This window comes from Gemmatimonadota bacterium (assembly GCA_016713785.1).
GTDB lineage: Bacteria > Gemmatimonadota > Gemmatimonadetes > Gemmatimonadales > GWC2-71-9 > JADJOM01.
In genome coordinates this window covers 872,435-896,661 of sequence record JADJOM010000001.1, presented here as the reverse complement: position 1 = coordinate 896,661, position 24,227 = coordinate 872,435, and the positions used below count along the sequence as shown (strand labels likewise).

The following is a 24,227-nucleotide window of genomic DNA, read 5'->3' as shown; positions in this document are numbered from 1 at the left end:
TCGCCGTCCGCGTGGGCCGGGGCAAGGCACCGGGAACTTCAGGTTCGATGGGGGTATGACACGGATGCTCGCACTGGCTGGCTGGATCCTGCTCTCGTTCCTCGCGGCCACCATCGGTGGCCTGGCCGCGCCCGGCCAGTGGTACGAACGCGTGAACAAGCCCTCATGGAACCCGCCCAACGCGGTCTTCGCGCCGGTCTGGACGGTGCTGTTCATCCTGATGGGGGTCGCGGCGTGGCTGGTCTGGCTGCGGCGGGGGGAGACCGGGGTGACCCTGGCGCTGGCCCTCTTCGTGGGGCAGCTGGTGCTCAACGTGCTGTGGTCGTGGCTCTTCTTCCACTGGCACCGGATGGACCTGGCGTTCTACGAGCTGCTGCTCTTCTGGGTGGTCATCCTGGCCACGCTCGTGGCGTTCTGGCAGGTGCGGCCGCTGGCGGGGTGGCTGTTCGTGCCGTACCTGGTCTGGGTCACGTTCGCCGGGTACCTGAACCTCACCCTCTGGCGCCTCAACCGCTGACCCCATGGTCGACCTGCCCGATCCGCTCGACGAGGACTTCCCGCTCGGGGACGGGGTGGCCGACCTCGAGGCCGAGGTGACCTGCCCCTACTGCGGCGAGGTGAGCACGATCGGCCTGGATCCGGGGAGCGGGGCGGCGCAGGAGTACGTGGAGGACTGTCCTGTCTGCTGCCAGCCCTGGGTGCTGCACGTCCACTACGGCGACGACGGCGCCGCCGACGTGTGGGCCGACCAGGCCTGAGCCGGGCTCAGTAGCGGAACTGGTAGGCCAGCTTCACGAAGAAGCCGTCGCTGTCCCGGGTCAGGTCCCGGAAGGCGAACGCCTCCCGGTCGGCCAGCGAGGCCCCGTACCCGAAGAAGGCCACCGTCCCCGGCGTCGGCTCGAACGACGCCAGCCAGTCCATCCGCATCCGGTTCGATTCGCGCCCCACCACCTGGCTCCCGTTCACGAACAGCGGGGCGCCGGTCCGGGCGTCCTCGAGCGGCGACCGCCGCTCCGCCACGTACTCCGCCACCACCCGGAAGAACAGCGCGCGGTTGGCCTGCAGCTCCAGCTTGAGCCGCGGGATGATCGTGCGCGCGAACTCCGAACCGTCGCGGTCGCGGGTGATGCGGGACCAGGTGTTGGAGGCCGTGAGGCGGACGGAGCCGGTGGGCCGCAGCGAGAGGCTCGAGGTGAAGCGGGTCTCGTACCCGCGCGACGCCTCGGGGAAGATCGGCCCACGGCTGCGGGCCAGGCGCGCGGTGGCGTTGAGCGCCTGGAAGGTCGGGGTGGTCACGCTGCCGGAGAACGAGAAGCCGTCGCTGATGCCGTCGAGCGGGGCGTACGGCGTCCCCGGCGCCCCGGTCTCGTAGCCGGCGTAGTCCCCCGGGATGAAGTCGGTGAAGTTGTGCTCGGCGTGGGCCGACGCCTTCCAGCCGCCGCGGAAGGTCAGGTTGAGGTCGCCGCTCTCGGAACCCTCGAGCGCGTCGCTGGGGAACCGGTCGTACCGCCACAGCCGGCTGGGGCCGAAGAAGACGGTGAGCTGCTCGAGCGTTGCGCCCCGCGCGCCATAGAACGAGAAGCGATTGAAGGCGCGGACCGTGATGATGTCGTTCCGCGGCACGAAGCCGGCCTGCGCGGAGAAGTCGCGCCCGATGCCGGTCAGCTTGTAGTTGAACCCCCAGCTGCGCCCGGTGCGGTCGAACTCGGCCTCCCAGAGGGGGCTGGTGCGCGCGTCGCCGCTCCGCGTGTCGCGGGTCCACGAGGCGCCGAGCTGTCCCGCCACGTAGTAGAGCTTGCCGAACACCACCCGGACGTCGCCGGCCGCCAGGCGGTTGAAGGCGCCGTCCTGGTCGCGGGTGGTCAGGGTGAGCCCGCCGGTGGAGTTGGCCCCGATGTCCCGGCGCAGCCGGGTGACGGTGAATACCGCGTTGTGGCCCGGCTGCTCGTCGATGGCCGAGAGATGCGCCAGGTTGGTGCGGCCCACCTTGGTGGTCACCTTGCCGCCCACCAGCGGGTTCACGATCTGGCGGGTGTAGACCAGCTGGTTGGGGGTGGCGAAGAGCTCGATCCCCTCCAGGAAGAAGGGCCGCTTCTCGGAGAAGAACAGCGCGAACCGCTCATTGACGGTCACCAGGCTCGCGTCGGACTCCACCTGGCTGAAGTCCGGATTGTACGTGGCGTCGATCGACACGTTGCTGCTGATGCCCAGGCGCAGGTTCACGCCGGCGCTCGGGTCGAGGTCCTCGCGGGTGAAGCCCGAGGCGTCGCGGAGGCCGTTGGCCTGCGCGGTCACGAAGGGCTGCACCTCGGCGCTCAGGCCGCGCTGCAGGTCGTGCAGGCCGGTGGCGGTGCCGGCCTGCAGCAGGTAGCTGGCGTTGGCGCGCCGCACGTCGGTCCAGGTGTCGTCGTAGCCAGTGCGCTGCACCCGGCGCTGCACGTTGAGCCCCCAGGACTGGGCGCCGTCCCCGGGGTAGCGCAGGCTCTTGAAGGGGATCCGGACCTCGACCACGTACCCCGAGTCGGTGACCACGCCGCGGGACTGCCAGAGGTAGTCGGGGTTCTTGTCGGTGGTCCCCCCGCTCAGGGAGCCGGCCGTGAAGCCTCCCTCGCTGCGCACCCCGTCCTCCTGCACCCCGAGCGGATTCACGGTGAAGAAGAAGGCGCGGCGCCGGTCGTTGAAGGTGTCCAGGTAGATCGTGACCCGGTCATCGGCGTCGAGGTTGTCGCGGTCGGCCACGGTGGCGCGGATGCCCTGGGGCTGCCGGTCGTGGGCGAGGATGCCGAAGTGGATCGCGCCCGGCGCGTACCAGACCAGGACCTCGGTCCGCTCCTCGGCGGGCCGCCCATCCACCGGCTGGTACTGGTGGAAGCCGTCGAGCCGGGCCGCCTCGCGCCAGACCGGCTCGTCGAGCACGCCATCGATCGTGACCAGCGCCTCACGGCGGGGCAGGTCCACGGCGAAGCGCACGGTCCCGGTGTCCTGCGGGGCGGCCTGGAGGGCCGCGAGCATCATGAGCGTCAGCATGCGGAGCGACGTCCGTCGGCAAGGGGGAGGGGCGCACCGCAGCCTCCCTCCGTCGGGAGGGAGGCCCGGGGCGCGCGGGTGCTACTCGTACCGCAGGGCGATGATCGGGTCGAGCCGGGCGGCCCGGCTGGCGGGCCAGATCCCGAACACCAGGCCGATGGCGGCGCTGGTCCCGAACGCGACCGCGATGCTCTGGCTCGAGATGAGGGTGTTCCAGCCGTTGTTGGTGGCCAGGGTGTCGGTGACCCACCAGCCGAGCCCGATGCCGAGCAGCCCGCCTACCAGGCAGAGCACCAGGGCCTCGATGAGGAACTGGAACATGATGTTGAGCCGGGTGGCGCCGAGCGCCTTGCGCACCCCGATCTCGCGGGTCCGCTCGGTGACCGAGACCAGCATGATGTTCATGATGCCGATGCCGCCGACCACCAGGGACACCGCCGCGATGCTCGCCAGCAGCGTGGTGAAGATCTGGGTGGTGGCCGCCTGGGTGGCCAGCACCTCCTGCGACCCGCGGATCATGAAGTCGTTCTCCTGGCCGGGGCGGATCTTGTGCTCCCGGCGCATCACCCGCTCGATGTCCACCATCCCGATGTCCACCGGGACGCTGTCCTTCACCTCCACGCTGATGGCGCGCAGCCGGTCATTGCCGAAGACCCGGTAGCGGGCGGTGTTGAGCGGGATGAAGACGATCTCGTCGGGGTTCTGCCACGAGTTGCTCGCGCCCTTGGGCTGCAGCACGCCGATGATCTCGAAGCTGATCCCGCGGATCTGGATGGTCTGGTGGATCAGCGCGGCCGGGTTGGCGTTGAGCATCACCGGGATCTCGGACCCGAGCACGGCATAGCGCTCACGGGCCTCGTCGTCCCCTTCGCTGAAGATCCGCCCGTGGGCCAGCTTGTACCGCTTCACCGGCATGAAGTTGGCCGTCACGCCGGTGATGGAGGTGTTGATGTTGGTGTTGAGGTACTTCACCTGCAGGTTGTTCCCCAGCTCCGGCACCACGGCCTTGAGCTGGGTGGCGTCGCGCTGCAGGGCGGCGGCGTCGTCGGTGGTCAGGCTCACGCGGGTGGCGCTGGCCACCCCGCCCATGCGGCCCCAGTTGGGATAGACCTGCAGGACGTTGGCCCCGATGGAGGCGATCTGTTCCTCGACGGCCTTCTGGGCGCCGGCGCCGAGGGCCACCATGGTGATGACGGCGGCCACGCCGATGATGATGCCCAGGGCCGTCAGGATGGACCGCAGCACGTTCACCCGGATGGAACCCAGCGCCACCCGGATGATCTCGAGCAGGTTCATGGTCAGGGCCTCGTGGTGGTGGCGGTGGGCGCCTTGGAGCTGGTGGACGGGTTGGCCAGCCCGGGGATCCCGCCCCCGCCCGTCATCCGCGCCATCCGTTCATTGAATTCCTTCTGCGACTCGATCAGCCCAGCGCTGGGCAGGATGAGCACCGAGTCGGTCTCGCCGAGGCCGCTGCTCACCTCGCTCCAGTCGAGGTCGGTGAGGCCCGTCGCGATGTTGGTGGCGAAGGGCTTGCCGTCCCGCCGGACGAACACGATGTACTTCCCGCCGAAGCGGGAGTCGGTCTGGGGGCGTCGCGCCCCGCCGCCGCCGGCGCCCGAGAAGACCTTCTGCAGCAGCGCCTTCTCGGCCGGGGTGGTGGCCTCGCCGGAGAAGCGCTTCTTCATGGCGTTGCGGACCTGTTCTTCGGTCACGCCCTCGGGCAGGGTGATGGTCTGCCCGTTCTGCAGCGTCATGGTGGCGCCGGCCGGCTTCGCGCCCGCGCTCGCGGGCCGGACCTGGGCGCTGTCCCCGGGCGCGCGGGCGGCCTGGGCCAGCTGGGTCGCCACCTCCGTGGCCGTCAGCCCCAGGACCTCCGCCGCGCTGGCGACGTCGCGCTGGGTGCGCAGGGCCGCGTTGGGCACGGCGAGCACGCCGTCGCGGCGGCCCACGTGGATCTCGACGTCCGCGTTCATCCCCGGCTTGAGCAGCCCCTCGCGGTTCTGGATGCGCACCATGACCGGGAACATGGTCACGTTCTGCTGCGTCACGGCGAGCGGCTCGATCTTGAGCACCGTGCCCTCGAACGGCCGGTTGGGGTAGGCGTCCACCGTGACCGTGGCCCGCAGCCCCGGCTGGATCTTGCCGATGTCCGTCTCGTCCACCAGGGTGCGCACCTGCACCAGGTTGAGGTCGGCCATGCGGAGCAGCACGGTGCCGCCGCCCACGTCACTCGTGGGCGAGGAGATCACCTGCCCGCGCTCCACGCTCTTCTCGATGATCGTGCCGCCGATCGGCGCCCGGACGTCGGTGTCCTCCAGCCGGATGCGGGCGTTCTCGACCGCCACCTCGGCCCGCACCACCTCCGAGCGGGCGTTGGCGAAGTCGAGCACCGCCTGCTCATGCTCCTGCTCGGTCAGCGCCTTGGACTCGAACAGCGCGTCGGAGCGGTTCTTCTGGGCCGTGGCGTTGGCCAGCTTGGCCTTGGCCACGTCGAGATCGGCCTCGGCCTGCGCGAAACTGTTCTTGGCGGTGCGCGGGTCCACCTGGATCAGCAGGTCGCCCCGGGCCACCGTGCTCCCCGTCTCGACGTTGAGCTTGAGGATCTCGCCCGAGGCCTTGGACTTCACCTCGACCGTGGTGTCGGGCTGGATCGTGCCGTTGGCGCGGGCGGAGACCACGATGTCCCGCCGCTCGACCGCCACCGCCTGGTAGACGGGCAGCGGGGCGGCCTCGGGCTCGCTGCAGGCGGCGAGGGCGAGGGCGAACACGGCAACGGAGAGCGTCTTGCGCATGGCGGCGTCAGTTCCTGGGCGTCTGGAAATCCTGCGCGACCTTGCCGTCGTGCAGGTGGACCTGCCGCTCGGCGTGCGCGGCGATGTCGTGTTCGTGCGTGACCAGCACGATGGTCTGCGATTCGGTGTGCAGCTCGCGGAACAGCGCCATGATCTCCGCGCTGGTGCTGGAGTCGAGGTTGCCGGTGGGCTCGTCGGCCAGCAGGATGCTCGGCCGGTTGACCAGCGCCCGGGCGATGGCCACGCGCTGCCGCTGGCCGCCGGAGAGCTCGTTGGGACGGTGGCTCATCCGCGATTCGAGCCCCACCCGCCGCAACGCCTCGGCCGCGCGCTCCCGGCGCTCCCGGGTGGCCACGCCGGCGTAGACCAGCGGCAGCTCCACGTTGTGCAGCGCGTCGGCGCGGGGGAGCAGGTTGAAGGTCTGGAAGACGAACCCGATCTCCTTGTTGCGGATCCGCGCCAGGGCGTCGTCGCCCAGCTCGGAGACCCGATAGCCATTGAGCCAGTACTCCCCCTCGCTCGGCGTGTCGAGGCAGCCGATGAGGTTCATCAGCGTGGACTTCCCCGACCCCGAGGGGCCCATCACGGCCACGTACTCGTTGCGGCGGATGGTAAGGTCCACGCCCCGGAGGGCGCGCACGATCTCGCCCCCCATGTCGTACTGGCGCTGCAGGTTCCGGGTGACGATCACCGCATCGCGGGGGACGTCGCCGGGCAGCTGGGCCATCCGTTCCGCCGTATCCGTCAGTGTGCTCATAGCCGCCGTCCGATGAGGGCCTCGATCTGGGCTCGGGCCTTGAGGTAGTCAAACCGTGCCGTGACCACGTCCACGTCCGCCTGCGCCAGCGCTTCCTGCGAGTTGAGCACGTCGAGGATCGTCGCCGCCCCGACCCGGTACCGCTCGCTCACCACCCGGAGGTCCTCGGTGGCGGCCTCGAGGCTGCTCTGGGCGATCTCCATCCGCACCCGCGCCGCGTCGAGCGCGGCATACTGGGTGGTCAGCGAGGCCTGCACCTCGCGCCGCGCGTCCTGCGCGCTCGCCTCCGCCGCGTCGAGGCTGGAGAGCCGGGTGACGATGGTCTGTTCCCGCTGGAACCGGTTGAAGATCGGCCACGAGAGCCCGAGCTGCAGCTGCCGGTTGGCGAAGAGCCGGTAATCGGAGTTGTTGTTGCCGCTCCATCCGGCCGACCCTGACAGGGCCAGGGTGGGGAAGTACTGCGACCGCGCCGCCTTCACCGAGGCGTCCGCCGCCCGCGCGCTCGCCTCGGCGGCCTGCACCCGCGGGGAGCGGGCCAGCGCCTCGCGGTTGAGCGCGGTGGTGTCGATGCTCGTCGTCGGGGCGTAGAAGGCGGAGTCGTCTGACGCGGCCACCCGGCCGTCGAGGCCGATGGTGCGCGCCAGCGCCGCCTGGGTCCGGGCCACGTCACTGCCGGCCGAGACCAGCGCCAGCCGCGCGTTGCCCAGGTTCACCACCGAACGGAGCGAGTCGGAACGGGTGGCGGAGCCCACCCGGAGCTTGGCCGCCGACAGGTTGAGCTGCTCCTCGGCCCGGCGCACCCCCGCCTCCCGCACCCGCACCAGCTGCTGGGCCGCCAGCGCGTCGAAGAACTGCTGCGTGGCGGTCAGCCCGGCCTGGAACTCGGCGTTGGTCACCCCCGCCTCCGCGGCGTCCTGGGTGGCCCGCGCCGAGCGGCGGTCCGCGCCCCGGCGGAACCCGGTGAACAGGTCCACGCTGCTGGACAGCCCGAAGTTGACGCTGTTGGTGGTGGTCCCGCCGCTCTCGAGTTCGCCGGTGGGGCCCACGCGCTGGGTTTCGTTGTAGCTGCGGGTGCCGGAGGAGGTCGCGTTCAGGCTGGGCAGGAACGCGCCGGTGGACGAGCGGACCTGGGCGTCGGCGTTGCGGAGGCTGCCGCGCGCCTGCACCACGGCGGGCTGTGCCTGCTGCGCCCGGCGCACCGCCTCCTCGAGGGTCACGGTCGGGGTCTGCGCCGCCAGGGGGCCGGCCACCAGGGCGGCGAGCAGCGCCAGGGTGGCCCGCCAGGTACGCCGGGGCATCATCGTCGTCATCGGTTGGTCGAATCCCTGGAGGTCGAATCACGCCGCTCGGCGTCCAGCCGGGCGGTGAGCGCAGCGTACCGCTCACGCTGCGCGGGGGTCAGCAGTGTCCGGACGTCGGCGCGGATGGCCTGGCGCATCGCGTCCATCCGGGCGCCGACATCGGCCCAGAGGGAGTCCATCGCGCCGCGGTGATGGTCCAGCACCTGCCGCACGCTGTCCTGTTGCGCGGCCGTGAGCTGCAGTTCCGCCTTGAGCAGGTCCATGTACCAGTCGCTGCCGCGGTGGCCATGCGCGCCGTCGCGGTGCTCGCCGTGCATCCGGCTGGTGACCACACTGCCCACCGCCGCCCCCGCGAAGGTGGCCAGCAGGAGCAGCACCACGGCCTTCCAGGTATCGGTGCGCATGGCCGCCACGCTCAGCGCCCCCCGCCGAGCGCCACGCCCATGAGGGCGTCGCTGTCCTGGGGCCGGCCGGAGGCACCCACCTCCGCCAGCGGGCTCACCCCCGCACCCGCCTCGGCTCGCAGGGTGAGCCACACCCCGAGCGCGGTGGCCAGGAGCAGCGCGGCGGCGATCCCCGGCCGGGCCCAGCCGGCCAGCACGTGGAGGAGGGAGTTCCGGGCCGGGAGCCCCGCGACGACGCGCGCGGCGAACCCCGCGTCGGCCCCGTCGCCAAGCAGGTCGCGCAGCCCGCGCTCGAGGGCCGGGTCACGATCCAGGGGGAAGGGCGATTCCTGCATGGTCACTCCTCTCTCAGTCCGTCAAGCGCCGCACGCAGTTTTCGCTTGGCGTGGAACAGCTCCGACCGCACCGTGCCCTCGGGGATGCCGAACAGCCCGGCGATCTCGCCGTGGGCGTATCCCTCGACCTCGAACAGCACCACCACCAGCCGTTGCCGCTCCGGCAGGGATGCGAGCGCCGCCGCCAGCCGCCCCCGCTGCACCCTGGCCTCGGCGGCCCGGTCCGGCAGCGGACCCAGGTCGGCGCGGTCCATCGGCACCGGCTCGGTGACCCGGACCCGGCGACGCCGGACCAGGTCCCGCGCCGCGTTCACCGCGATGCGGGCCAGCCAGGGCCCGAGGGTCTGCGCGGGATCGAACCGATCGATGGCCTGCCAGGCGGAGAAGAACGCATCCTGGGCGGCATCGTCCGCGTCGGCACCATGGTGGAGGACCGCCCGGGTCAGGCGCCGGACCATGGGCCCGTAGCGGCCGACCAGCACGCCGAAGGCGTCACGGTCACCACCCTGGGCCCTGGCGATGAGGGCGGCGTCGGACTCAGCGGAGATACGCACCATCCCTGGCAATCGTTGATCGACCGTGTCGGCGCGGCCGCCGCGCGGGAATTGTACCGCCCCGATCCATGATGGAGCGAATCGTGGGGGGCCGGACCCGGGCAGGGCCTCGGTCCCCGGCCTGCAAGTTGTTGCTGGACATGAAGCTCCGGAAGATCGCCGGGAGGCGCAGGCCGCGCCCGCCCCTTGCACAGGCAGGCCCGGCGGTGCCGCGACAGGACACGGCGTCCCGGGCGGGCTGACCCTACGGTGGAGGTAGCATGGAGTTGCCAGTCGGTCGCGCCGTCCCGGCGCGAGGGCCGCTCAGGATCGCGTATGTCAGCGTGGATCGGGACCAGCCGCTCTTCGGCCGATCGCGGGTCGCTGCCCGCGCCCAGGCGTTCCTCCGCACCCTGCGCGCGCTGGGCCACGCCGTCGAGGTGTTCACGATCCGGCCCGGGCGGGAGCGCCCGGTGGGGCTCGCCGACATCCCGGTGCATGCCCTGTCGGCCGGCCGGCCCGCCCGACGCTTGCCGCCGGTCTGGCGCGCCCTGTCGGTCAACGGCGAGCTGCGCGCCGCGCTGGACGCTGCCGGGCCCTTCGACCTGGTCTACGAGCGCTACTCCCTCTGGAGCTACGCCGCCATGGACTGGGCGGCGGGCGCCGGGCTCCCGAGCATCCTCGAAGTCGATGCCCCGCTGGTGGAACTCGAGGGACGTCGCCTGGGGGTGCTCGAGGGGCATGCCGGCATTCGCGTGGCGTACCGGGCCTTCGCGGCGGCCGGGACCCTGGTCGCGGCCTCGCCCGCGGTGGCGGCCTACCTGCGGTCGTTCAATATCCCGCCCGACCGGGTCCGGGTGGTGCGCCACGCCATCGAGCCGGAACGGTTCACTCCGCAGCCCTGCCCGGCGTGGTGCGCCCCGCCCGGAAGCTTCACCATCGGCTACGCCGGACCGCTCGGAGAGGCCGAAGCGCTGCCCGTCCTGCTGCGGGCGTTCGCCAGCCTCGCCCGGTTCCACGATGACTGCCAGCTCCTGCTGGTCGGCGGCGGCCCGGAACGGGAGCGGCTGGAGACGGTGCTGGCGGAGTGGGGCCTGGCGGACCGGGCGTACTTCGCCGGCGCCGTCCCGTCGTGTGAGGTGCCCGGCTGGCTGGCGGCGATGGACGTGGTGGTCACCCCGCCGGCCGATCCGGTGGACGCCGGCTGGCCCCTCGAGGTCTATGAGGCGATGGCCGCCGGGCGCCCTGTCGTGGCGCGGCAGGTCGGACCGGGCCGTTACCTGGTCGAGCATGAACTGACCGGGTTCGCGGTCCCGGCGGTGGATGCCTGGGCGCTCGCCACGGCCCTGTCCCGGCTGCGACGCGATTACGCACTGCGGCAGCGGCTCGGCGCCAACGCCCGGGCCGTAGCGACCCGCCACCACGGATGGGAAGCGAGCGCCCGACACCTGCTCGACCTCCCCCGGGTCGGGTCGGTGCCACGGGTGCCGCTGCCGGCCGCCGGGGATCCGCGCAGTGACTCGACAGCCGCACCGGACGGGCCGCCGCCTGTACCGTTTCGGTACGACTAGCACAATTCGTCACCACAGCCAGGGCCGGCCCCGCCGATCCGTGATTAGTAAAGTGTTTGTTGGTAAAGGGTTTGGAGGCACGGCCTTGCTGGAGCATTCCGGTCCACTTCGTGCCTTGGAGGGGGGCAGTGCAGGCCGCCCTTCCCCGAATGCCCGAGGATCCGTGCCGCAACCGCTGCCCCAGCTCGCCCTGCTCGCCGCGAGCGATTCCTTCGCCGCCATCTGGCCAGGCCTCGCGGCCGCGGCCGGGTTCGAGCTGGTGGTCGGGGAACGGGCATCCGCTGAGGCGGCCGTCGTGGTCCTGAACGCCGCGGGGGTGGAGGACCAGATCGTGGACCGGCTGGAGGCCGTCCGGGGCACCCACCCGGAGATCGCGGTGGTGGGTGCCGCGGCCGAGCACCGGATCGCCATCCGGGCCATGCGGGCCGGGGCGCGGGAGTACTTCGCGCTGCCGCAGGACCTGGCGCTGCTGCAGGGCTGGCTGGCGCAGCAGGCCGAGCGGGTGCGGACGGCCGGGGCCTCGGCCAGCTTCACCACCCTCGAGGCATCCAAGTACCAGTTCGACGGCATCCTGGGCGAGAGCCCGGCCCTGCGGGAGACCCTGGACCGCGCGGCGCGAATCATCCCGCACGGCGCGGTCACGGTGCTCATCGGCGGCGAGACCGGGACGGGCAAGGAGCTGCTGGCGCGGGCGGTCCACTACAACGGGCCGCGCAAGAAGGCGCCGTTCGTGGATGTGAACTGCGCCGCGATCCCGGAGAACCTGCTGGAGAGCGAGCTGTTCGGGCACGAGAAGGGCGCCTTCACCGACGCGAGCGCCGCCAAGCCCGGGCTGTTCGAGGTGGCCAACGGCGGGACGATCTTCCTCGACGAGATCGGCCACCTCTCCCTGCCGCTGCAGGGCAAGCTGCTCCGGGTGCTGGAGCAGCGCGAGATCCGGCGGGTCGGCGGGACCACCACCATGGCGGTGGATGTCCGGGTCATCGCCGCCACCCACGTGGACCTGGCCGAAGCCTCGCGCCGGGGCGAGTTCCGCGAGGACCTGTACTACCGGCTCAACGTGGTGGGGCTGCGCCTGCCCGCGCTGCGCGAGCGCGGCAAGGACCTGCTGCTGCTCACCGGGAGCTTCCTGCGCCGCTTCGCCGGGGAATACGGGATCGCCGTCCCGGCCCTGTCGCCGGCCGCCGAGCGCCGGTTGCTCGCGCACCCGTGGAGCGGGAACATCCGCGAGCTGCGCAACGTGATCGAGCGGGCGCTGCTGATGTGCGACGGCGGGGTCCTCGACGCCGCCGACCTGGGGCTCGATACCGCCCGGCCGCTGTCGTCCGCCGACGGCGTGCCGTTCCCCGCCGCGATGTCCGACATCGTCCGCGCCGCCGCCGCCTCCATGGTCCGGCTGGCCGACGGCAACAAGAGCGAGGCGGCGCGCCGCCTCGGGATCTCCCGTACCCGCCTGCTCCGACTGCTGGCCCCCCGCGGACGGCAGGCCGCCCTCACCGAGGATGAATTCTGATGTCTCCCCGATTCGTTTCCCTTGCGACCCTCGCCGCCCTGGCCCTGGCCTGCAGCACCGCCTCTGATGGGGGCGGTGGCAACGGCCCCGACCCCACCGACACCACGGTGTCGCAGGACAGTCTGACCTTCCTGCGTCCCGCCGTGACCGCGCCGCCCCTCGCCGAGCGTACCCAGAGCTTCTGGGCGGTGCGCGGCGAGCGGCGCGAGCTCCGGCTCATGTACCAGAAGGCCGCCGGGGCCACCGATTCCTTCGAGTTCATCCGCTTCCGGGTGGACGACCGGACCCTGGTGAGCGACAGCGCGGGGAACCCGCTCGCCAGCGGTGACTCCGTCCTGATCACGGTGACGGTGAGCGATACCGCGAACCTGATCATCCAGTTTGCGCCCTCGGGGCTGGTGTTCAACCCGTCGAGGCCGGCCCGGCTGTGGATCAAGTTCCGCGACGCCGACCCGGATCTCGACGAGGACGGGTTCGTCACCGCGGCCGACACCACGATCCTGCTCGGCCTGCAGATCTGGAAGGAAGAGCAGCTCGGGGACCCGTGGTCGCCGCTGGTGAGCAGCGTCGACACCGTGGAGCAGGAAGTCGAAGCGGATGTGCCCGGCTTCACCCGTTACGCCGTGGCCTACTAGGAGCACATGGCATGACCGCCCATCCCCACGAGGTGCCGGACGAAGTCGCCGCGGCGGAGCGCGAGCTCCGCCAGGGGCTGCTGCGGCCCGCCCGCGAACGCCTCCTCGCCGCGATGCCGGCACTGGAGCGGGGGGATGCGGCCATCTACCGGCGGGCGGTGAACATGCTGGGGGCCGCCCACTTCGAGCTGGGCGAGCTGCCGGAGGCGAGTGCCGCCTTCGCGCGGGCGCTGGACCTCGCGAGCCAGGCGGCCGATCCGCTGGTGCTGGCGCGGGCCTGCAACAACCTCGGCATGATCGCCAACCTCACCGGGCGGCGGGAGGAGGCGCTCACCCAGTACCAGCTGGCGATTCCCGCCTACCAGCGCATCGGCAGCACCGCCGGCCTCGCCGAGACCTGCCACAACCTGGCCATTGCCTACCGGGACCTGGGACAGTACGACCCCGCCGACCGCTATGAGCGGCGCGCCATCGGGTACGCCCGCGAGGCGGGGAACCAGCGGCTGCTGGCCATGGCCCACGTGGGCCGGGGCGACCTGTCGCTGCGCCGGGGCGAGGCGGTGGTGGCGGAAGCCGGGGCCCGGCTCGGGGCCGAGCAGTACGCGGCCATCCCCGACTACCTTGGCGAGGCCGATGCGCTGCGGCTCGCGGGCGCCGCGCGGACCGCGCTGGGGCAGGTGACCGCCGCGCGTGCCGCGCTGGATCGTGCCGTGGGCCTGGCCCGGGAGTACGGCAGCCCGCTCATCGAGGCGGAGGCGCTCGAGGCCCGGGCGCGGCTGGGTGCTGTCGAGCGGCGCTGGGCGGAGGCGGGCGCGGATGTGGCGGCGGCGCTCGGGCTGCTGGAGCGGCTGGGCGCTACCGAGGAGCACGCGGCCGTGGCCCGCTGGTACGAGGAGGCGCGCGCGCGGGCCTAGGCGTCGATCATCCCCACCCGCCGCGGCGTCCCCAGGCCTGGACCCCGAGCACCGCCGCAAACCAGAGGCAGATCCCCCCGAAGACGTAACTCATCACCGTCGGCAGCCCCACGAAGAGCACGCCGAGGACGGCGAGCGCCAGGATGCCGGGGCCGACGAGCGACCGGAACGCGCCGCTGACCAGCCGGCGGGCGGCCACCACCGTGCGGGCCCGGAACTCCCGCCGGCCTCGCCGCCGCCCGGCCACGCCCCGCTCCCCGCGCCGGGCCAGGCGGCTCGGCATCACGCCGCGCAGCGCCGCCGGCCCGCGGCGCACCTGCCGCACCACCTCGCTGCTCTGGGCGATGTCGCGCCGGAACTGCTGTTCCATGGCGCGGGCGAGCGCCGGGTCCTCGATGACCACGTCGAGTTCGTAGTTCCCCACCAGGCTCGACGCGTTCAGGTTGCTGGTGCCCACGCGCACCCACCGGCCGTCCGCCACCATGGTCTTGGCGTGGATCATGGGCCCGTCCCACTCGAAGATCCGCAGCCCCGCGCGGAGGATGTCGCGGTAGCCGAGCCGGGTGAGGTTCCGCACCAGCGGGACGTCGCTGGCGCCGGGCACCAGCAGCCGGATGTCCACGCCGTCGCGCTCGGCGAGCGCCATTACCTCGAACAGCCGGGCGGGCGGCACCAGGTAGGCATCGACGATCCACAGCCGGCGGCGGCACCCGGCGGTCAGGTACTCGAGCACCCGGTAGGCGCGCTGCTTGCCCGGTTCCCCCACCACGATCCGCACCGCCGCATCGCCCATGGCGGGCGCCTCGGCGGCGTGCTCCTCCTCCGGGAGCGGCAGCCCGGCGCGGGCCCAGACCCGCGCAAACGCCAGGTCGAGTGCGTGGCTGGCGGGTCCCTCGATGAGCACGGCGGTGTCGCGCCAGGGCGGGATGCCGCGGGCCGGATCGCCGGCCCATTCATCACCGATGCAGAGTCCCCCGACCACGGCGCGGACGCCATCGGCCACCACCAGCTTCCGGTGGTCGCGCGCGATGAGGCGGAGGGGGCGGATCAGGGAGGGTGTCCCGAAGCAGCGCACCTCGCAGCCGGCCTGGCGGAGGAAGCGCCAGTAGGCCCGGCCGGTGCCGATGGAGCCGAGCCAGTCGTACAGCACCCGCACCGGGAGGCCGGTGCGGGCGCGGGCGGCGAGGGCCTCCGCGAAACGCCAGCCGGTGGCGTCGTCGCGGATGATGTAGTTCTCGAAGTGGATGAACCGGGTGGCGCCCTCGATCAGCGCGAGCATGGCGCCGTAGGCGGCGGGCCCGTCCTGCAGCAGGGCCACCCGGTTCCCCGGGATGGGCCGGGCGGCGGCCGCGCGGTCGATGGCCCGCTGCGTCGCCGGCCGGCTCGTGGTCGAGATCCGGGTCGGCCGCTCCGCCGGCCCGGTCATCCCGTGCCCAGCCCCAGCTCGCGCTCGATGGGGCGCAGGGCCTCGAGCACGAAGGCGATGAGTTCCTCGAGCGGCACGCCGAGCTCGGTGGCGCCCTGCAGCACGTCCTCGCGGCTCACGCCGCGGGCAAAGGCCTTGTCCTTGAGCTTCTTCCGGACACTGGCCACCTCGAGGTCCTGCAGGCTCCGCGACGGGCGGACCAGGGCGCACGCCACCAGGAATCCGCAGAGTTCGTCTACCGCAAAGAGCGCGCGCGCCATGGGCGTGTCGCGGGGCACCCCGGTATAGCCCGCATGGCCAAGGATGGCCCGCTGCATCGGCTCAGGGAGGCCCTGCGACGCAAGGAGCCGCACGCCTTCGGAGGGATGTTCCTCCATGGCGGAGCGGGCGGCGTTGGGATAGCGCTCATAGTCAAAGTCGTGCAGCAGCCCCACCAGTCCCCAGGCGTCGGGATCCTCCCCCCCGCGAACCGCCATGGCCCGCATGGCCGCCTCGACGGCGTACATGTGCTTCCGGAGGGCGTCGGACGGGGTGTACTCGTGCATGAGCGCCAGGGCGCGATCGCGGGTCCAAGTCATGGCCTGCAATGAACGGCCCCCCGCCGCCGGAGGCAACGGGGGGCCGGAGATCACGGCAGCGCTCGCCGGGCGTCAGGGCGCCGGGCAGCTCACCGTGCCGCAGACCGGGACCGGCAGGCTGGTCCCGTAGGTGGCGTTGATGACTGAGGCCAGGGAGTCGGCCACGATCTGGTGGGCCAGCGCGCTCGGGTGGACCCCGTCGAGCGTGAACATCGTGCCGAAGGTCACCGGCTGTCCCACGGCCGCACCCGCGATGTTCGGGAACTGGGGGATGGTCCCGTTGAGGACCAGCGCGCCGAGGGTCGGGTTGATGTCGAAGACCGCCATGCCGCGGGCCGCGCCCTCAGCCACGATGTGGGCGTTGAACCCGGCCACCGCGGTCACCAGCCCGGTCAGCTCGGCGCTGGTCACCACCTCGTTGTCCACCGAGCAATCAATGGTGGCGGGGAACCCGGCGATGGCCGTGCTCAGCTTGGTGAGGCCCACGGTCCACGGCACCAGGATGCTGAGGCCGCCGCCGGCGGGCGGAACCGGCGCGCAGCTGACGTTCACCGTGAACGTCGGGATGCCGGCGAGCGTGGGGTCCTGCGGCGGGAGCGGCGCGGGGCAGCCGCCGTTCTTGAGGCAGTACCAGATCGCGCCCTTCGAGGCATAGGGAATCACGCTCACGTCGCCGACCGTCACCAGCGCGGCGCGGGCCCCGGTGGCCTCGATGGCGTCGAGGACCGAGTCGTACTGGGCGGTGAAGGTGTTGAGTGGGGTGACCAGCGCCGGGTTGCCGGGATTGGCCGAGCTGGTCAGCGAGCCCAGCACGTCGTTGTTGCCGATCCACACCGTCACGAAGGTGGGCTGGGCCTCGGTCATGCGCTGGATCTGCGTCTTGCCGCCGAGGAAGAACGTGGTCAGCGCGTTCGACGACGAGACGGGCACGCCGAAGTTGCTGAGCAGCTCCTGCACCCGCGCGCCGGGGACGGCGGTGTTGTTGAGGGTGCCCTCGAGCGGGACCCGCAGGTCACAGGTGGTCGAGGTGCCGCCGCCGACGCGGGCCTGCGTCACGTTGTTGGTGAACGGCGGGGCGCAGCCCCGGCCGTTGAGCCGGGGATAGTTGAAGCTGGTGCCCATGGCGGCGCCGAGCAGGACGGCGTAGGAGCGCTTCTGGGTGCTGTCGTTGATGCCCGCCGACATGTAGCCGGCGGTGATGCTGTTGCCCATCGACACGTAGCGCTGGAAGATCGGGTCCAGCACGTCGGGCGCGTTGAGCTTCTCGTCGGTGCGGCATCCCGCGAGCACCGGCAGCGCGACGAGCAGGGTCGAAACGAGTCGCTTGATCTGCATGATCAGGCTCCGGTGGCGTCAGAAGGTGTAGGACAGGGTAGCGCCGAACAGGTGCGCCTTGAACTCGAACAGCCCGTTGTCGGGCAGGCCGTATTCAACGGTGCGGCCGCGGCGATTCTGCTGCTGGATGTACTGGTAGGCCACGTCGGCGTGGAGCTTGGACCCGAGCCGGGTGCCGAAGCCGAGCGTGAACTCCGCCCGCTTGCCTTCGGGCAGGTTCGGCGTGACCGAGCCGGCCGGCAGCGCCGCGTCGTGGAAGAGGTAGCCGCCGCGGAGCACGCTCCCAGCGCTGATCTCGTACTCGGCGCCGTAGCGCCAGGCGGTGGACCCGTTGGCGTTCTCGGCCAGGAAGGTCGTCGGCAGGAGGTCGGTGTGGATGGTGATCGTGTCGAACACCTTCCAGTTGGTGTAGGTCACGTCGAGCAGCAGCTTGAGCTTCTCGATGGGGCGCACCATGACGCCGGCGGTGAGCTGCTCCGGCATGCGCAGCCAGGTCCGGCCGCCCTGGTCCTGCAGCGGGCCGCTGCCGCTGAACTGGGGCGAGAGCACGCTGTCGAGCGGGGTGCCGGCCGGCGCGCCGAGCGGGTTGCCCTGCGCCAGCGTGATCCCGGTGAACACCCGGTCGATCGCGGCCTCGGCGCTATTGATCTTCACCAGCTGCCGCGAGAGGTACCGCAGGCCGAAGCTGACCCGGCGGCTCGGCTCCCACAGCGCCCCGAGGTGGTAGCCCACGCCCGTGCCGTTGCCCGTCAATTCCACGTCTGCGATGTCGGTCCCGCGCTGGAACCCCAGGTTCCCGAAGGTGACCCCGGGCGCCGCGTCCTGGTCGAACAGGTCCACCCGCTGCTGCAGCGCCAGGTGCAGGAAGTTCACGTCGAAGCCCGCGCCGACCTTGAGCTGGTTGGTGAGCTTGTACGCCAGCGTGGGCTGGACGTAGATCGCCCGGATGGTGCTGCGGTAGCCCCGGAACCGCGCCTCGGACTTCTCGGGCCACTTGGTGGTCAGGCCGTAGGGCGCGAACGCGCCGAAGCCGACGCTCAGCTTGTCGGTGAGCCCGCCCTGCATGTACAGGGCCGGGACCGGGATGATGATGTCCTCGAGGTCGGTGCGCAGCCCGGTGGCGTCGTTGGTGAAGCCGCCACTCGGCGCGATCGCGGTGACGCCGGTCGAGATGGTCCAGACCCCCTTCGCCGCGCTGGCGATGCCGGCCGGATTGAAGAAGATCGAGGAACCGTCCGCGCAGGGAGAGGCCACCGCCGTGCCCGCGCGGCCCATGGCACAGGAGCTGTGCTCATTGACGCTGTACCCCTGGGCCGTCAGGGACGCGGGTGCGCCCGCGAGGACGACCGACCCGCAGACGGCGAGCCAGACCGGATACCGCCGCATAGATGAACTCCGAAAAGAGGAAGGAATCGGTTGACGAGGAACCGAGTGTTGCGGGTGTGCCTAGGCTAGTCTACGCCCCGGCCACAACTTTGTCAAAAGGAGACGTGCATGCGGCGCTGGCACCCCGCATCGGAGATCCGACCGGCGACATCGCAGATGCGTGCGCGGAGTTCTAGTGCAGTGTCGGGGTGTCCGCTGGGGGCCCCGGCAGCTGGGAGGCGCTCAGGGGTACCCGGTATCCCTCGGCCCCGTCCAGGCTGATCTCGAACGCGTACTGGCCGGGCGCCGGGAGCGGCAGGTCAAAGACCAGCACCGCGCCCGCCTCCACGTCGGTGACGCCGGCCGGCGGCTCCCCGAAATGCACCGCCCCGTCGCCCTCCACCAGCGCGTTGCCGGCCGCATCGAGGAACCGGATCCGGATGCGGTGGGTGCCGATCTCGGTCCGGCGGCCCCGGACCCGGAGGACCAGGTGGGCCCGGGGATGCACCGAGGGGAAGGCCGGCACCCAGACGTGCTGGAACAGGCCGAGCACCGAGAGCTTCCCCTGCTGGTCGATCAGGGCGTAGTCCGCGAGCACCGCGAAGTCGAGCAGCAGGCTCAGCTCACCCGGATCGAGGTGATCTCGTCGTTCTTGCGGATGGCGTTCACCACGTCCATCCCGGTGGTGACCTGGCCGAAGACGGTGTGCACGCCGTCGAGGTGCGACTGCGGCGCGTGGCAGATGAAGAACTGGCTGCCGCCGGTGTCCTTGCCCGCATGGGCCATCGACAGCGTGCCGGCCACGTGCTTGTGGGTGTTGCGCTGGGTCTCGCACTTGATCTTGTAGCCCGGCCCGCCGGTGCCGGCGCGCGGGTCATTCGGGTCGCGCGAGTTGGGGCACCCGCCCTGGACCATGAAGTTGCTGATCACGCGGTGGAACCGCAGCCCGTCGTAGAAGTTGCTGTTGGCGAGCTTCTCGAAGTTCTCGACGGTCTTCGGGGCGTCCTCGTCGAACAGCTCCGCGACGATGGTGCCCCGGCTGGTGGTGATGGTGGCGGTCTTCATGGTCCGGGATGGAAGGGGGAGGAGTGGACGGCGTCGTCGACGGGGAGAATAAGGGCGTGGGGGGGATAGCTCAATCGCCCCTGGCCGGGCCACCGATGGCCGCCAGCGCCGCCCGCCACCCCGCGAGGTCGGTGGCCGGCCGCTGGCAGGTCGCGCCCACGCAGGCGTAGCCCCGGGTGCCGCCCCCGGCGGCGAGCATCGCGCGGAGCGCGGGCGGGGTGGCCGCCGGGTCGAGGTCGCCGGGGCGCACCCGCCGCACCACCCGGCGAGGCACCCAGGTGGCGAGCGCGGCGCGGTGCATGGCGTCCGCGAGCGGCTCGGCCTCGGGTCCCTCGCCCGCGACGATCACCAGGTGCGCCGCCGGCTGCACCGCCCAGTCGAGCGCCAGCAGCAGGGTGGCGCCGTAGATGCCGAGCGCCGGGGCGGCCCCGGCGAAGGCGCCGAGCAGCGCGTCCCGCCGTTCCGCCCACTCCGGGGCCTGGGTGTGCGCATGCAACCGGGCCAGGCAGAGGGCGGCCACGCCATTCGGCGAGGGCGTCGGCGCGTCCTGGACCGGGGTGGCCCGGGTGGGGAGCAGGCCGGGCCCGTCCCGCTCCGCGGTATCGTACAACCCGCCCCCCAGCGGGTCACGGTAGTCCCGCCACACCCGCTCCATGATGGCGCCGCTCCAGTCGATCCACTCGGCCTCGCCGGTCACCTCGAACGCCTCGAGGGCCGCCAGCGCCACCTGCACCTGGTCGTCGAGCAGGCCGCCCACGCCCCCGGGGGCGTGGCGGAGCGCGGCCGGGTCGGCCTGCTCGGCGCGCAGGCGCCGCAGGGTACGGAGCGCGTGCTCCACCGCCCAGGGTTCCGCCAGCGCCGCCCCGGCCACCAGGAGCGCCCCGGCCAGCATGCCGTTCCACCCCGTGTAGCGGCCCCGGTCCACGAACGGCGCGGGCCGCCGGGCCCGCGCGGCCCGCAGCCGGTCCTCGGCCGCATGCAGCCGGCGGGCCGCCTCGGGGCCGTCGAGCCCCAGCCGCGCGGCGATCCCGGTCAGCGGCTCGGTGACGTGCAGGACGTTCTTCGAGGGGTTGTGGTGCATCTCCCCGGCCGTGCCGATGTCATACCACGCGGCCGCGACCGCTAGCAGGTCGTCATCGCCGATGGCGGCGCGGGCCTCCTCCAGCGTCCAGGTGAAGTAGTCGCCATCGTCGTGCAGGCCCACGTCGGCGTCCTGGCTGGCGCCATACCCGCCCTCCGGGTCGGCCAGCACCTCCCGCACCCAGCGGATGGTGCCGCGCGCCGCGGCCGCGAACCCTGGGTGCCCCAGCGCCAGGTGCCCCTCGACGTAGGCCCGGAGCAGCTCGGCGTTGTCGTACGACATCTTCTCGAAGTGCGGCACTACCCAGCGGGCGTCGACCGCGTAGCGATGGAAGCCCCCCGCGAGGTGGTCGTGGATGCCACCGAGCTGCATGGCCACCAACGTGTGCTCGGCGAGATCCCGCGGGGCCGCGGCGCCGGTGTCCCTCCAGCGGTTGAGCAGGAAGCGCACCGCCACCGGGTGGGGGAACTTGGGCTGCGCGCCGAAGCCGCCATGCTGCGGGTCGAACAGCCGCGCCATCGCCGCCTCGCCCTCGGCGAGCAGCGCCACCGAGGGCGCGCCCGGCGCGGCCTCGTCGAGGTGCTCTGCCAGCACGCGACGCAGCGCGTCCGCCTGCTGCAGCACCCGGTCGCGCTGGGTCTGGTACACGTGGAGCACCTGGGCCAGCACCGCGCGGAAGCCCGGGCGACCGTACTTGCCATCCGGCGGGAAATAGGTGCCGCCATAGAAGACCTGCCCGTCCGGCAGCAGGAAGGCGGTGAGTGGCCATCCGCCCTGGCCCACGATGGCCTGCACCGCCCGTTGGTAGCGGGCATCCACGTCCGGCCGCTCGTCGCGGTCCACCTTGATGCAGACGAAGTGCTCGTTGAGGAACTCCGCGAGGGCGGGGTCCTCGTACGACTCGCCGTCCATCACGTGGCACCAGTGGCACCACACCGCCCCGATGTCGAGCAACACGGGCCGGTCCGCGGCCGCGGCCCGCGCAAAGGCCTCCGGCTCCCAGGGATGCCAGTGGATCGGCTGGTGGGCGGCGGACTGCAGGTAGGCCGAACGGGCGCCGGCGAGGCGGTTGGTCATGGCCGTAAGGTAGATGGGTGCCGGGCAGGCGCGGAGCGGGGGCGCCGTCCCTACTTTTCGGCGCATGACCCACCCGCACGCCGCCCCGGATCCTTCCCCGAACGACGGGCCCTTCCTCCGGAGCTTCCTGGCCACCCTCCTGGCGCTGCTCGCCCTCGTGGCCGCGCTGGTGGTGCTGGTGGATCCGGTCGGCCGGTTTGGTACCGGGCTGCTGCCTCCCGCGGTGAGCGCGGACCGCGACCAGAAGGCCGCGATGCTCCGGGCGCTCCCCGCGCCCCCGCGCGTGGTGATCCTCGGATCGTCCCGTTCCAAGACGCTGCCGCCGGCCTGCGTGACCGCGCTCGGGGGTGGGCCGGCCTTCAACTTCGCGGTGAACGGCGCCGCCACCCAGGACCTGGTGGCCATCGGGCGCTACCTGCGGGCACGCGCGCCCGGCGGCGCCACGACCCTGCTCGTGGGGGTCGAGCCCGAGCTGCTCCAGCCTGGCGCGGGCCCGCACCGGCCCCTCACCCTGAGCCGGAGCCTCGCGCCGCTCCTGCCGGAGGAGCCGGCCGCGACCGATGTCACGCTCGCGGCCGACCTCCTCGGATGGCAGGCGGTCCAGGGGGCGCTGCAGTCGGCCTGGGCGGCGGTACGGAAACCGGCGGGACCTCCGGAGGCCGTTCTCGAGCCGGATGGCCGCCAGCGTTACCCGCGTATCGAGGCGGCGCGCGCCGCCGGCCGCTTCGACGCGGCCAGTGCCGTGCGCGCGTCCCTGCCGGGAATCCTCGCCCGGTACGAGTCCTTTGGCCGGCTCGACCCGATGCGGCTCAGCTGGCTCCGGCAGTTCCTGCGCGAGGCGCGGGGCGATGGCCGGCAGGTGATCGCCTTCATCCCGCCGGTGCATCCCGACTTCGCCAGCGCCGCGGCGAGCACCGCGTGGCGCGAGCGCACGGAGGAGACGGTGCTGCTGCTCCGCAGCCTCGAACGGGAGGGGCTGCTCCGCTACGTCCCGATGGACGGGCTGGTGGACAGCGCGCTGGCCGGCGACTACGTGGACGGCATCCACTTCCTCGCCCCGGTCGCGGCGCGGGTGGTGCAGCGCGTGCTGGGCGCGCCGGAGCCCTGTGCTCTTCAATAGCTACGTCTTTGTCCTGGCCTTCCTCCCGGCGGTGCTGCTCGGGTGGTGGCTGCTCCCCGGGGTCCGCAGCCGGCTCTGCCTGCTCACCCTCGCCAGCTACCTCTTCTACGGCTGGTGGGACTGGCGCTTCGTCCCGCTCATGCTGGTCTCCACCACCGCCGACTTCGCTGCGGGCGCCTACCTTGGCCGCACCGAGGCGCCAGGGCGTCGTCGTGCCTGCCTGGTGCTGCTGCTGGCGCTCAACCTCGGGATCCTCGGGGTCTTCAAGTACTACGACTTCTTCGCCGGCAGCCTGAACGGCCTGGGCCGCGTGCTCGGGGCCCCGCTGGACCTGCCGCTGCTCCACCTGGTGCTGCCGGTGGGCATCTCGTTCTACACCTTCAACTCGATCAGCTACACCATCGACATCTACCGCCGCCGGCTGCAGCCCGCGCGGAGCCTCCTCGAGTTCTCCACCTTCGTGGCGATGTTCCCCCACCTGGTGGCCGGTCCCATCGTGCGCTACGCCGACCTCGCACCGCAGTTCGCGCGGCTCGGGCGCCGCCCCGACCGCGCGCTGTGGGCCCTCGGCATCTGGTTCCTCGTCGTGGGGATGGCCAAGAAGGTCCTGCTCGCCGACCCGATCGCGGCGCACATCGTGGCGCCGCTCTGGAGCCGGATCCCGCTGCTCGACACCCTCGAGGCGTGGGTCGCGCTGCTCGGCTACACCCTGCAGATCTACTTCGACTTCTCCGGCTACAGCGACATGGCCATCGGCCTGGCCGCGCTGCTCGGCTTCCGTTTCCCGCAGAACTTCGATGCCCCCTATCAGGCGACGAACATCGCGGACTTCTGGCGCCGGTGGCACATGTCGCTCTCCTTCTGGCTCAGGGACTATCTCTACATCCCGCTGGGCGGCAACCAGCACGGGCGGCTGAGCACCCTCCGCAACCTGGTGCTGGTGATGCTCCTCGGCGGCCTCTGGCACGGCGCCGCCTGGACCTTCGTGCTGTGGGGGCTCTATCACGGGGCCCTGCTGGCGGGGCACGCGGTCTTTCGCGAACGCGGGTGGGGGCCGCGCTCGCCGGCGCTGGCCATGGCGGCCACCTTCCTCGCCGTGTCGCTGGGCTGGGTGCTCTTCCGCGCCGCCGACCTTCCGCAGGCCGGGCTGCTGTTCATGCGCCTCGGTGGGCTCGGTCCGGCGGGCGAGGGTGGCAACGTCGACCTGCTGGGCGTGCCCACGGTGGTGGCCCTGCTCTCGGTCGGATGCGCCATCGCGTGGTGGGTTCCCGATCCCTGGCACTGGCGCCTGCCACGCGGGCGGCTCGCGGGCGCCGCGCTCGCCGTGGTGTTCCTGCTCGCCATCCTGCGCTTCGCGTCGCCGAGCCCCTTCCTCTACTTCCAGTTCTAGAACGCGAC

23 protein-coding genes are annotated in these 24,227 nt (G+C 72.1%); 8 read left to right on the top strand and 15 right to left on the bottom strand.

The genetic code is table 11. The features are described 5' to 3' along the window. Positions 1-55: 55 nt before the first annotated feature. The gene (locus tag IPJ95_03950; GenBank protein ID MBK7922771.1) at positions 56-517 is read left to right on the top strand and encodes a tryptophan-rich sensory protein; all 462 of its coding nucleotides are present in this window, start codon (positions 56-58) and stop codon (positions 515-517) included. Between the two features lie 4 nt (positions 518-521). Further along, positions 522-758: a CPXCG motif-containing cysteine-rich protein gene (locus IPJ95_03945; GenBank protein MBK7922770.1), complete on the top strand. Its 237-nt coding sequence runs from the start codon at positions 522-524 to the stop codon at positions 756-758. 7 nt (positions 759-765) lie between these two features. Here IPJ95_03945 and IPJ95_03940 read toward each other — a convergent pair whose 3' ends face one another. The 8 genes from IPJ95_03940 to IPJ95_03905 all read right to left on the bottom strand — a co-directional run bounded on the left by IPJ95_03940 (position 766) and on the right by IPJ95_03905 (position 9,170). Next, positions 766-3,027 (bottom strand): carbohydrate binding family 9 domain-containing protein, encoded by a 2,262-nt coding sequence (locus IPJ95_03940; protein ID MBK7922769.1) that lies wholly within the window; start codon positions 3,025-3,027, stop codon positions 766-768. Positions 3,028-3,108: 81 nt separating this feature from the next. After that, complete coding sequence (locus IPJ95_03935) at positions 3,109-4,317, bottom strand: ABC transporter permease (protein ID MBK7922768.1); 1,209 nt, start codon at positions 4,315-4,317, stop codon at positions 3,109-3,111. 8 nt (positions 4,318-4,325) lie between these two features. Beyond that, positions 4,326-5,819, bottom strand: coding sequence for an efflux RND transporter periplasmic adaptor subunit (locus IPJ95_03930; GenBank protein MBK7922767.1), 1,494 nt, complete (start codon positions 5,817-5,819; stop codon positions 4,326-4,328). A 7-nt stretch (positions 5,820-5,826) separates the two neighbouring features. Further along, positions 5,827-6,576 (bottom strand): ABC transporter ATP-binding protein, encoded by a 750-nt coding sequence (locus IPJ95_03925; GenBank protein ID MBK7922766.1) that lies wholly within the window; start codon positions 6,574-6,576, stop codon positions 5,827-5,829. Beyond that, a complete protein-coding gene (locus tag IPJ95_03920; GenBank protein MBK7922765.1) occupies positions 6,573-7,877 on the bottom strand; it encodes a TolC family protein in 1,305 nt (434 codons plus the stop codon). The genes IPJ95_03925 and IPJ95_03920 overlap by 4 nt, the downstream gene beginning before the upstream one ends. Positions 7,878-7,882: 5 nt before the next feature. Beyond that, positions 7,883-8,281, bottom strand: coding sequence for a periplasmic heavy metal sensor (locus IPJ95_03915; GenBank protein ID MBK7922764.1), 399 nt, complete (start codon positions 8,279-8,281; stop codon positions 7,883-7,885). A gap of 11 nt (positions 8,282-8,292) precedes the next feature. Next, on the bottom strand, positions 8,293-8,616 hold the full coding sequence (locus tag IPJ95_03910; protein MBK7922763.1) for a hypothetical protein: 324 nt from the start codon (positions 8,614-8,616) through the stop codon (positions 8,293-8,295). Between the two features lie 2 nt (positions 8,617-8,618). Then, entirely contained in the window at positions 8,619-9,170 is a 552-nt protein-coding gene (locus IPJ95_03905) for a sigma-70 family RNA polymerase sigma factor (protein MBK7922762.1), read from the bottom strand. Positions 9,171-9,493: 323 nt separating this feature from the next. Between IPJ95_03905 and IPJ95_03900 the strand changes: the two genes are divergently transcribed. From IPJ95_03900 to IPJ95_03885, 4 genes are all read left to right on the top strand, one after another. Next, positions 9,494-10,720, top strand: coding sequence for a glycosyltransferase family 4 protein (locus tag IPJ95_03900; protein ID MBK7922761.1), 1,227 nt, complete (start codon positions 9,494-9,496; stop codon positions 10,718-10,720). A 163-nt stretch (positions 10,721-10,883) separates the two neighbouring features. After that, positions 10,884-12,233 (top strand): sigma-54-dependent Fis family transcriptional regulator, encoded by a 1,350-nt coding sequence (locus tag IPJ95_03895; protein ID MBK7922760.1) that lies wholly within the window; start codon positions 10,884-10,886, stop codon positions 12,231-12,233. Then, positions 12,233-12,868, top strand: a complete 636-nt coding sequence (locus tag IPJ95_03890; GenBank protein MBK7922759.1) for a hypothetical protein — start codon at positions 12,233-12,235, stop codon at positions 12,866-12,868. Before IPJ95_03895 ends, IPJ95_03890 begins: the two co-directional genes overlap by 1 nt. 11 nt (positions 12,869-12,879) lie before the next feature. Next, positions 12,880-13,782: a tetratricopeptide repeat protein gene (locus IPJ95_03885; GenBank protein ID MBK7922758.1), complete on the top strand. Its 903-nt coding sequence runs from the start codon at positions 12,880-12,882 to the stop codon at positions 13,780-13,782. Positions 13,783-13,789: 7 nt separating this feature from the next. Here the strand turns inward: IPJ95_03885 and IPJ95_03880 are convergent, their stop codons facing one another. The 7 genes from IPJ95_03880 to IPJ95_03850 all read right to left on the bottom strand — a co-directional run bounded on the left by IPJ95_03880 (position 13,790) and on the right by IPJ95_03850 (position 21,709). After that, entirely contained in the window at positions 13,790-15,208 is a 1,419-nt protein-coding gene (locus IPJ95_03880; protein MBK7922757.1) for a phosphatidylserine/phosphatidylglycerophosphate/cardiolipin synthase family protein, read from the bottom strand. Then, entirely contained in the window at positions 15,205-15,786 is a 582-nt protein-coding gene (locus tag IPJ95_03875) for an HAD family hydrolase (GenBank protein ID MBK7922756.1), read from the bottom strand. The genes IPJ95_03880 and IPJ95_03875 overlap by 4 nt, the downstream gene beginning before the upstream one ends. 72 nt (positions 15,787-15,858) lie before the next feature. Beyond that, the gene (locus IPJ95_03870; GenBank protein ID MBK7922755.1) at positions 15,859-17,121 is read right to left on the bottom strand and encodes an SGNH/GDSL hydrolase family protein; all 1,263 of its coding nucleotides are present in this window, start codon (positions 17,119-17,121) and stop codon (positions 15,859-15,861) included. A gap of 18 nt (positions 17,122-17,139) precedes the next feature. Next, positions 17,140-18,507 carry an outer membrane protein transport protein gene (locus IPJ95_03865; protein ID MBK7922754.1) on the bottom strand — a complete coding sequence of 456 codons (1,368 nt, stop codon included), beginning with the start codon at positions 18,505-18,507 and terminating at the stop codon, positions 17,140-17,142. A 172-nt stretch (positions 18,508-18,679) separates the two neighbouring features. Then, the gene (locus tag IPJ95_03860) at positions 18,680-19,084 is read right to left on the bottom strand and encodes a hypothetical protein (protein ID MBK7922753.1); all 405 of its coding nucleotides are present in this window, start codon (positions 19,082-19,084) and stop codon (positions 18,680-18,682) included. Positions 19,085-19,104: 20 nt separating this feature from the next. Beyond that, the gene (locus tag IPJ95_03855) at positions 19,105-19,551 is read right to left on the bottom strand and encodes a peptidylprolyl isomerase (protein MBK7922752.1); all 447 of its coding nucleotides are present in this window, start codon (positions 19,549-19,551) and stop codon (positions 19,105-19,107) included. Positions 19,552-19,621: 70 nt separating this feature from the next. Further along, positions 19,622-21,709, bottom strand: a complete 2,088-nt coding sequence (locus IPJ95_03850) for a thioredoxin domain-containing protein (protein ID MBK7922751.1) — start codon at positions 21,707-21,709, stop codon at positions 19,622-19,624. 64 nt (positions 21,710-21,773) lie between these two features. Between IPJ95_03850 and IPJ95_03845 the strand changes: the two genes are divergently transcribed. Next, positions 21,774-22,829 (top strand): hypothetical protein, encoded by a 1,056-nt coding sequence (locus IPJ95_03845; GenBank protein MBK7922750.1) that lies wholly within the window; start codon positions 21,774-21,776, stop codon positions 22,827-22,829. Next, positions 22,816-24,219 carry an MBOAT family protein gene (locus IPJ95_03840; protein ID MBK7922749.1) on the top strand — a complete coding sequence of 468 codons (1,404 nt, stop codon included), beginning with the start codon at positions 22,816-22,818 and terminating at the stop codon, positions 24,217-24,219. The genes IPJ95_03845 and IPJ95_03840 overlap by 14 nt, the downstream gene beginning before the upstream one ends. The last annotated feature ends 8 nt before the right edge of the window (positions 24,220-24,227 follow it).

Bases quoted from the DNA above. Each gene is read 5' to 3' on its own strand.
- IPJ95_03950 (MBK7922771.1), top strand. From the start codon at position 56: ATGACACGGATGCTCGCACTGGCTGGCTGGATCCTGCTCTCGTTCCTC.
- IPJ95_03945 (MBK7922770.1), top strand. From the start codon at position 522: ATGGTCGACCTGCCCGATCCGCTCGACGAGGACTTCCCGCTCGGGGAC.
- IPJ95_03940 (MBK7922769.1), bottom strand. From the start codon at position 3,027: ATGCTGACGCTCATGATGCTCGCGGCCCTCCAGGCCGCCCCGCAGGAC.
- IPJ95_03930 (MBK7922767.1), bottom strand. From the start codon at position 5,819: ATGCGCAAGACGCTCTCCGTTGCCGTGTTCGCCCTCGCCCTCGCCGCC.
- IPJ95_03925 (MBK7922766.1), bottom strand. From the start codon at position 6,576: ATGAGCACACTGACGGATACGGCGGAACGGATGGCCCAGCTGCCCGGC.
- IPJ95_03920 (MBK7922765.1), bottom strand. From the start codon at position 7,877: ATGATGCCCCGGCGTACCTGGCGGGCCACCCTGGCGCTGCTCGCCGCC.
- IPJ95_03915 (MBK7922764.1), bottom strand. From the start codon at position 8,281: ATGCGCACCGATACCTGGAAGGCCGTGGTGCTGCTCCTGCTGGCCACC.
- IPJ95_03910 (MBK7922763.1), bottom strand. From the start codon at position 8,616: ATGCAGGAATCGCCCTTCCCCCTGGATCGTGACCCGGCCCTCGAGCGC.
- IPJ95_03890 (MBK7922759.1), top strand. From the start codon at position 12,233: ATGTCTCCCCGATTCGTTTCCCTTGCGACCCTCGCCGCCCTGGCCCTG.
- IPJ95_03885 (MBK7922758.1), top strand. From the start codon at position 12,880: ATGACCGCCCATCCCCACGAGGTGCCGGACGAAGTCGCCGCGGCGGAG.
- IPJ95_03880 (MBK7922757.1), bottom strand. From the start codon at position 15,208: ATGACCGGGCCGGCGGAGCGGCCGACCCGGATCTCGACCACGAGCCGG.
- IPJ95_03875 (MBK7922756.1), bottom strand. From the start codon at position 15,786: ATGACTTGGACCCGCGATCGCGCCCTGGCGCTCATGCACGAGTACACC.
- IPJ95_03870 (MBK7922755.1), bottom strand. From the start codon at position 17,121: ATGCAGATCAAGCGACTCGTTTCGACCCTGCTCGTCGCGCTGCCGGTG.
- IPJ95_03865 (MBK7922754.1), bottom strand. From the start codon at position 18,507: ATGCGGCGGTATCCGGTCTGGCTCGCCGTCTGCGGGTCGGTCGTCCTC.
- IPJ95_03855 (MBK7922752.1), bottom strand. From the start codon at position 19,551: ATGAAGACCGCCACCATCACCACCAGCCGGGGCACCATCGTCGCGGAG.
- IPJ95_03850 (MBK7922751.1), bottom strand. From the start codon at position 21,709: ATGACCAACCGCCTCGCCGGCGCCCGTTCGGCCTACCTGCAGTCCGCC.
- IPJ95_03845 (MBK7922750.1), top strand. From the start codon at position 21,774: ATGACCCACCCGCACGCCGCCCCGGATCCTTCCCCGAACGACGGGCCC.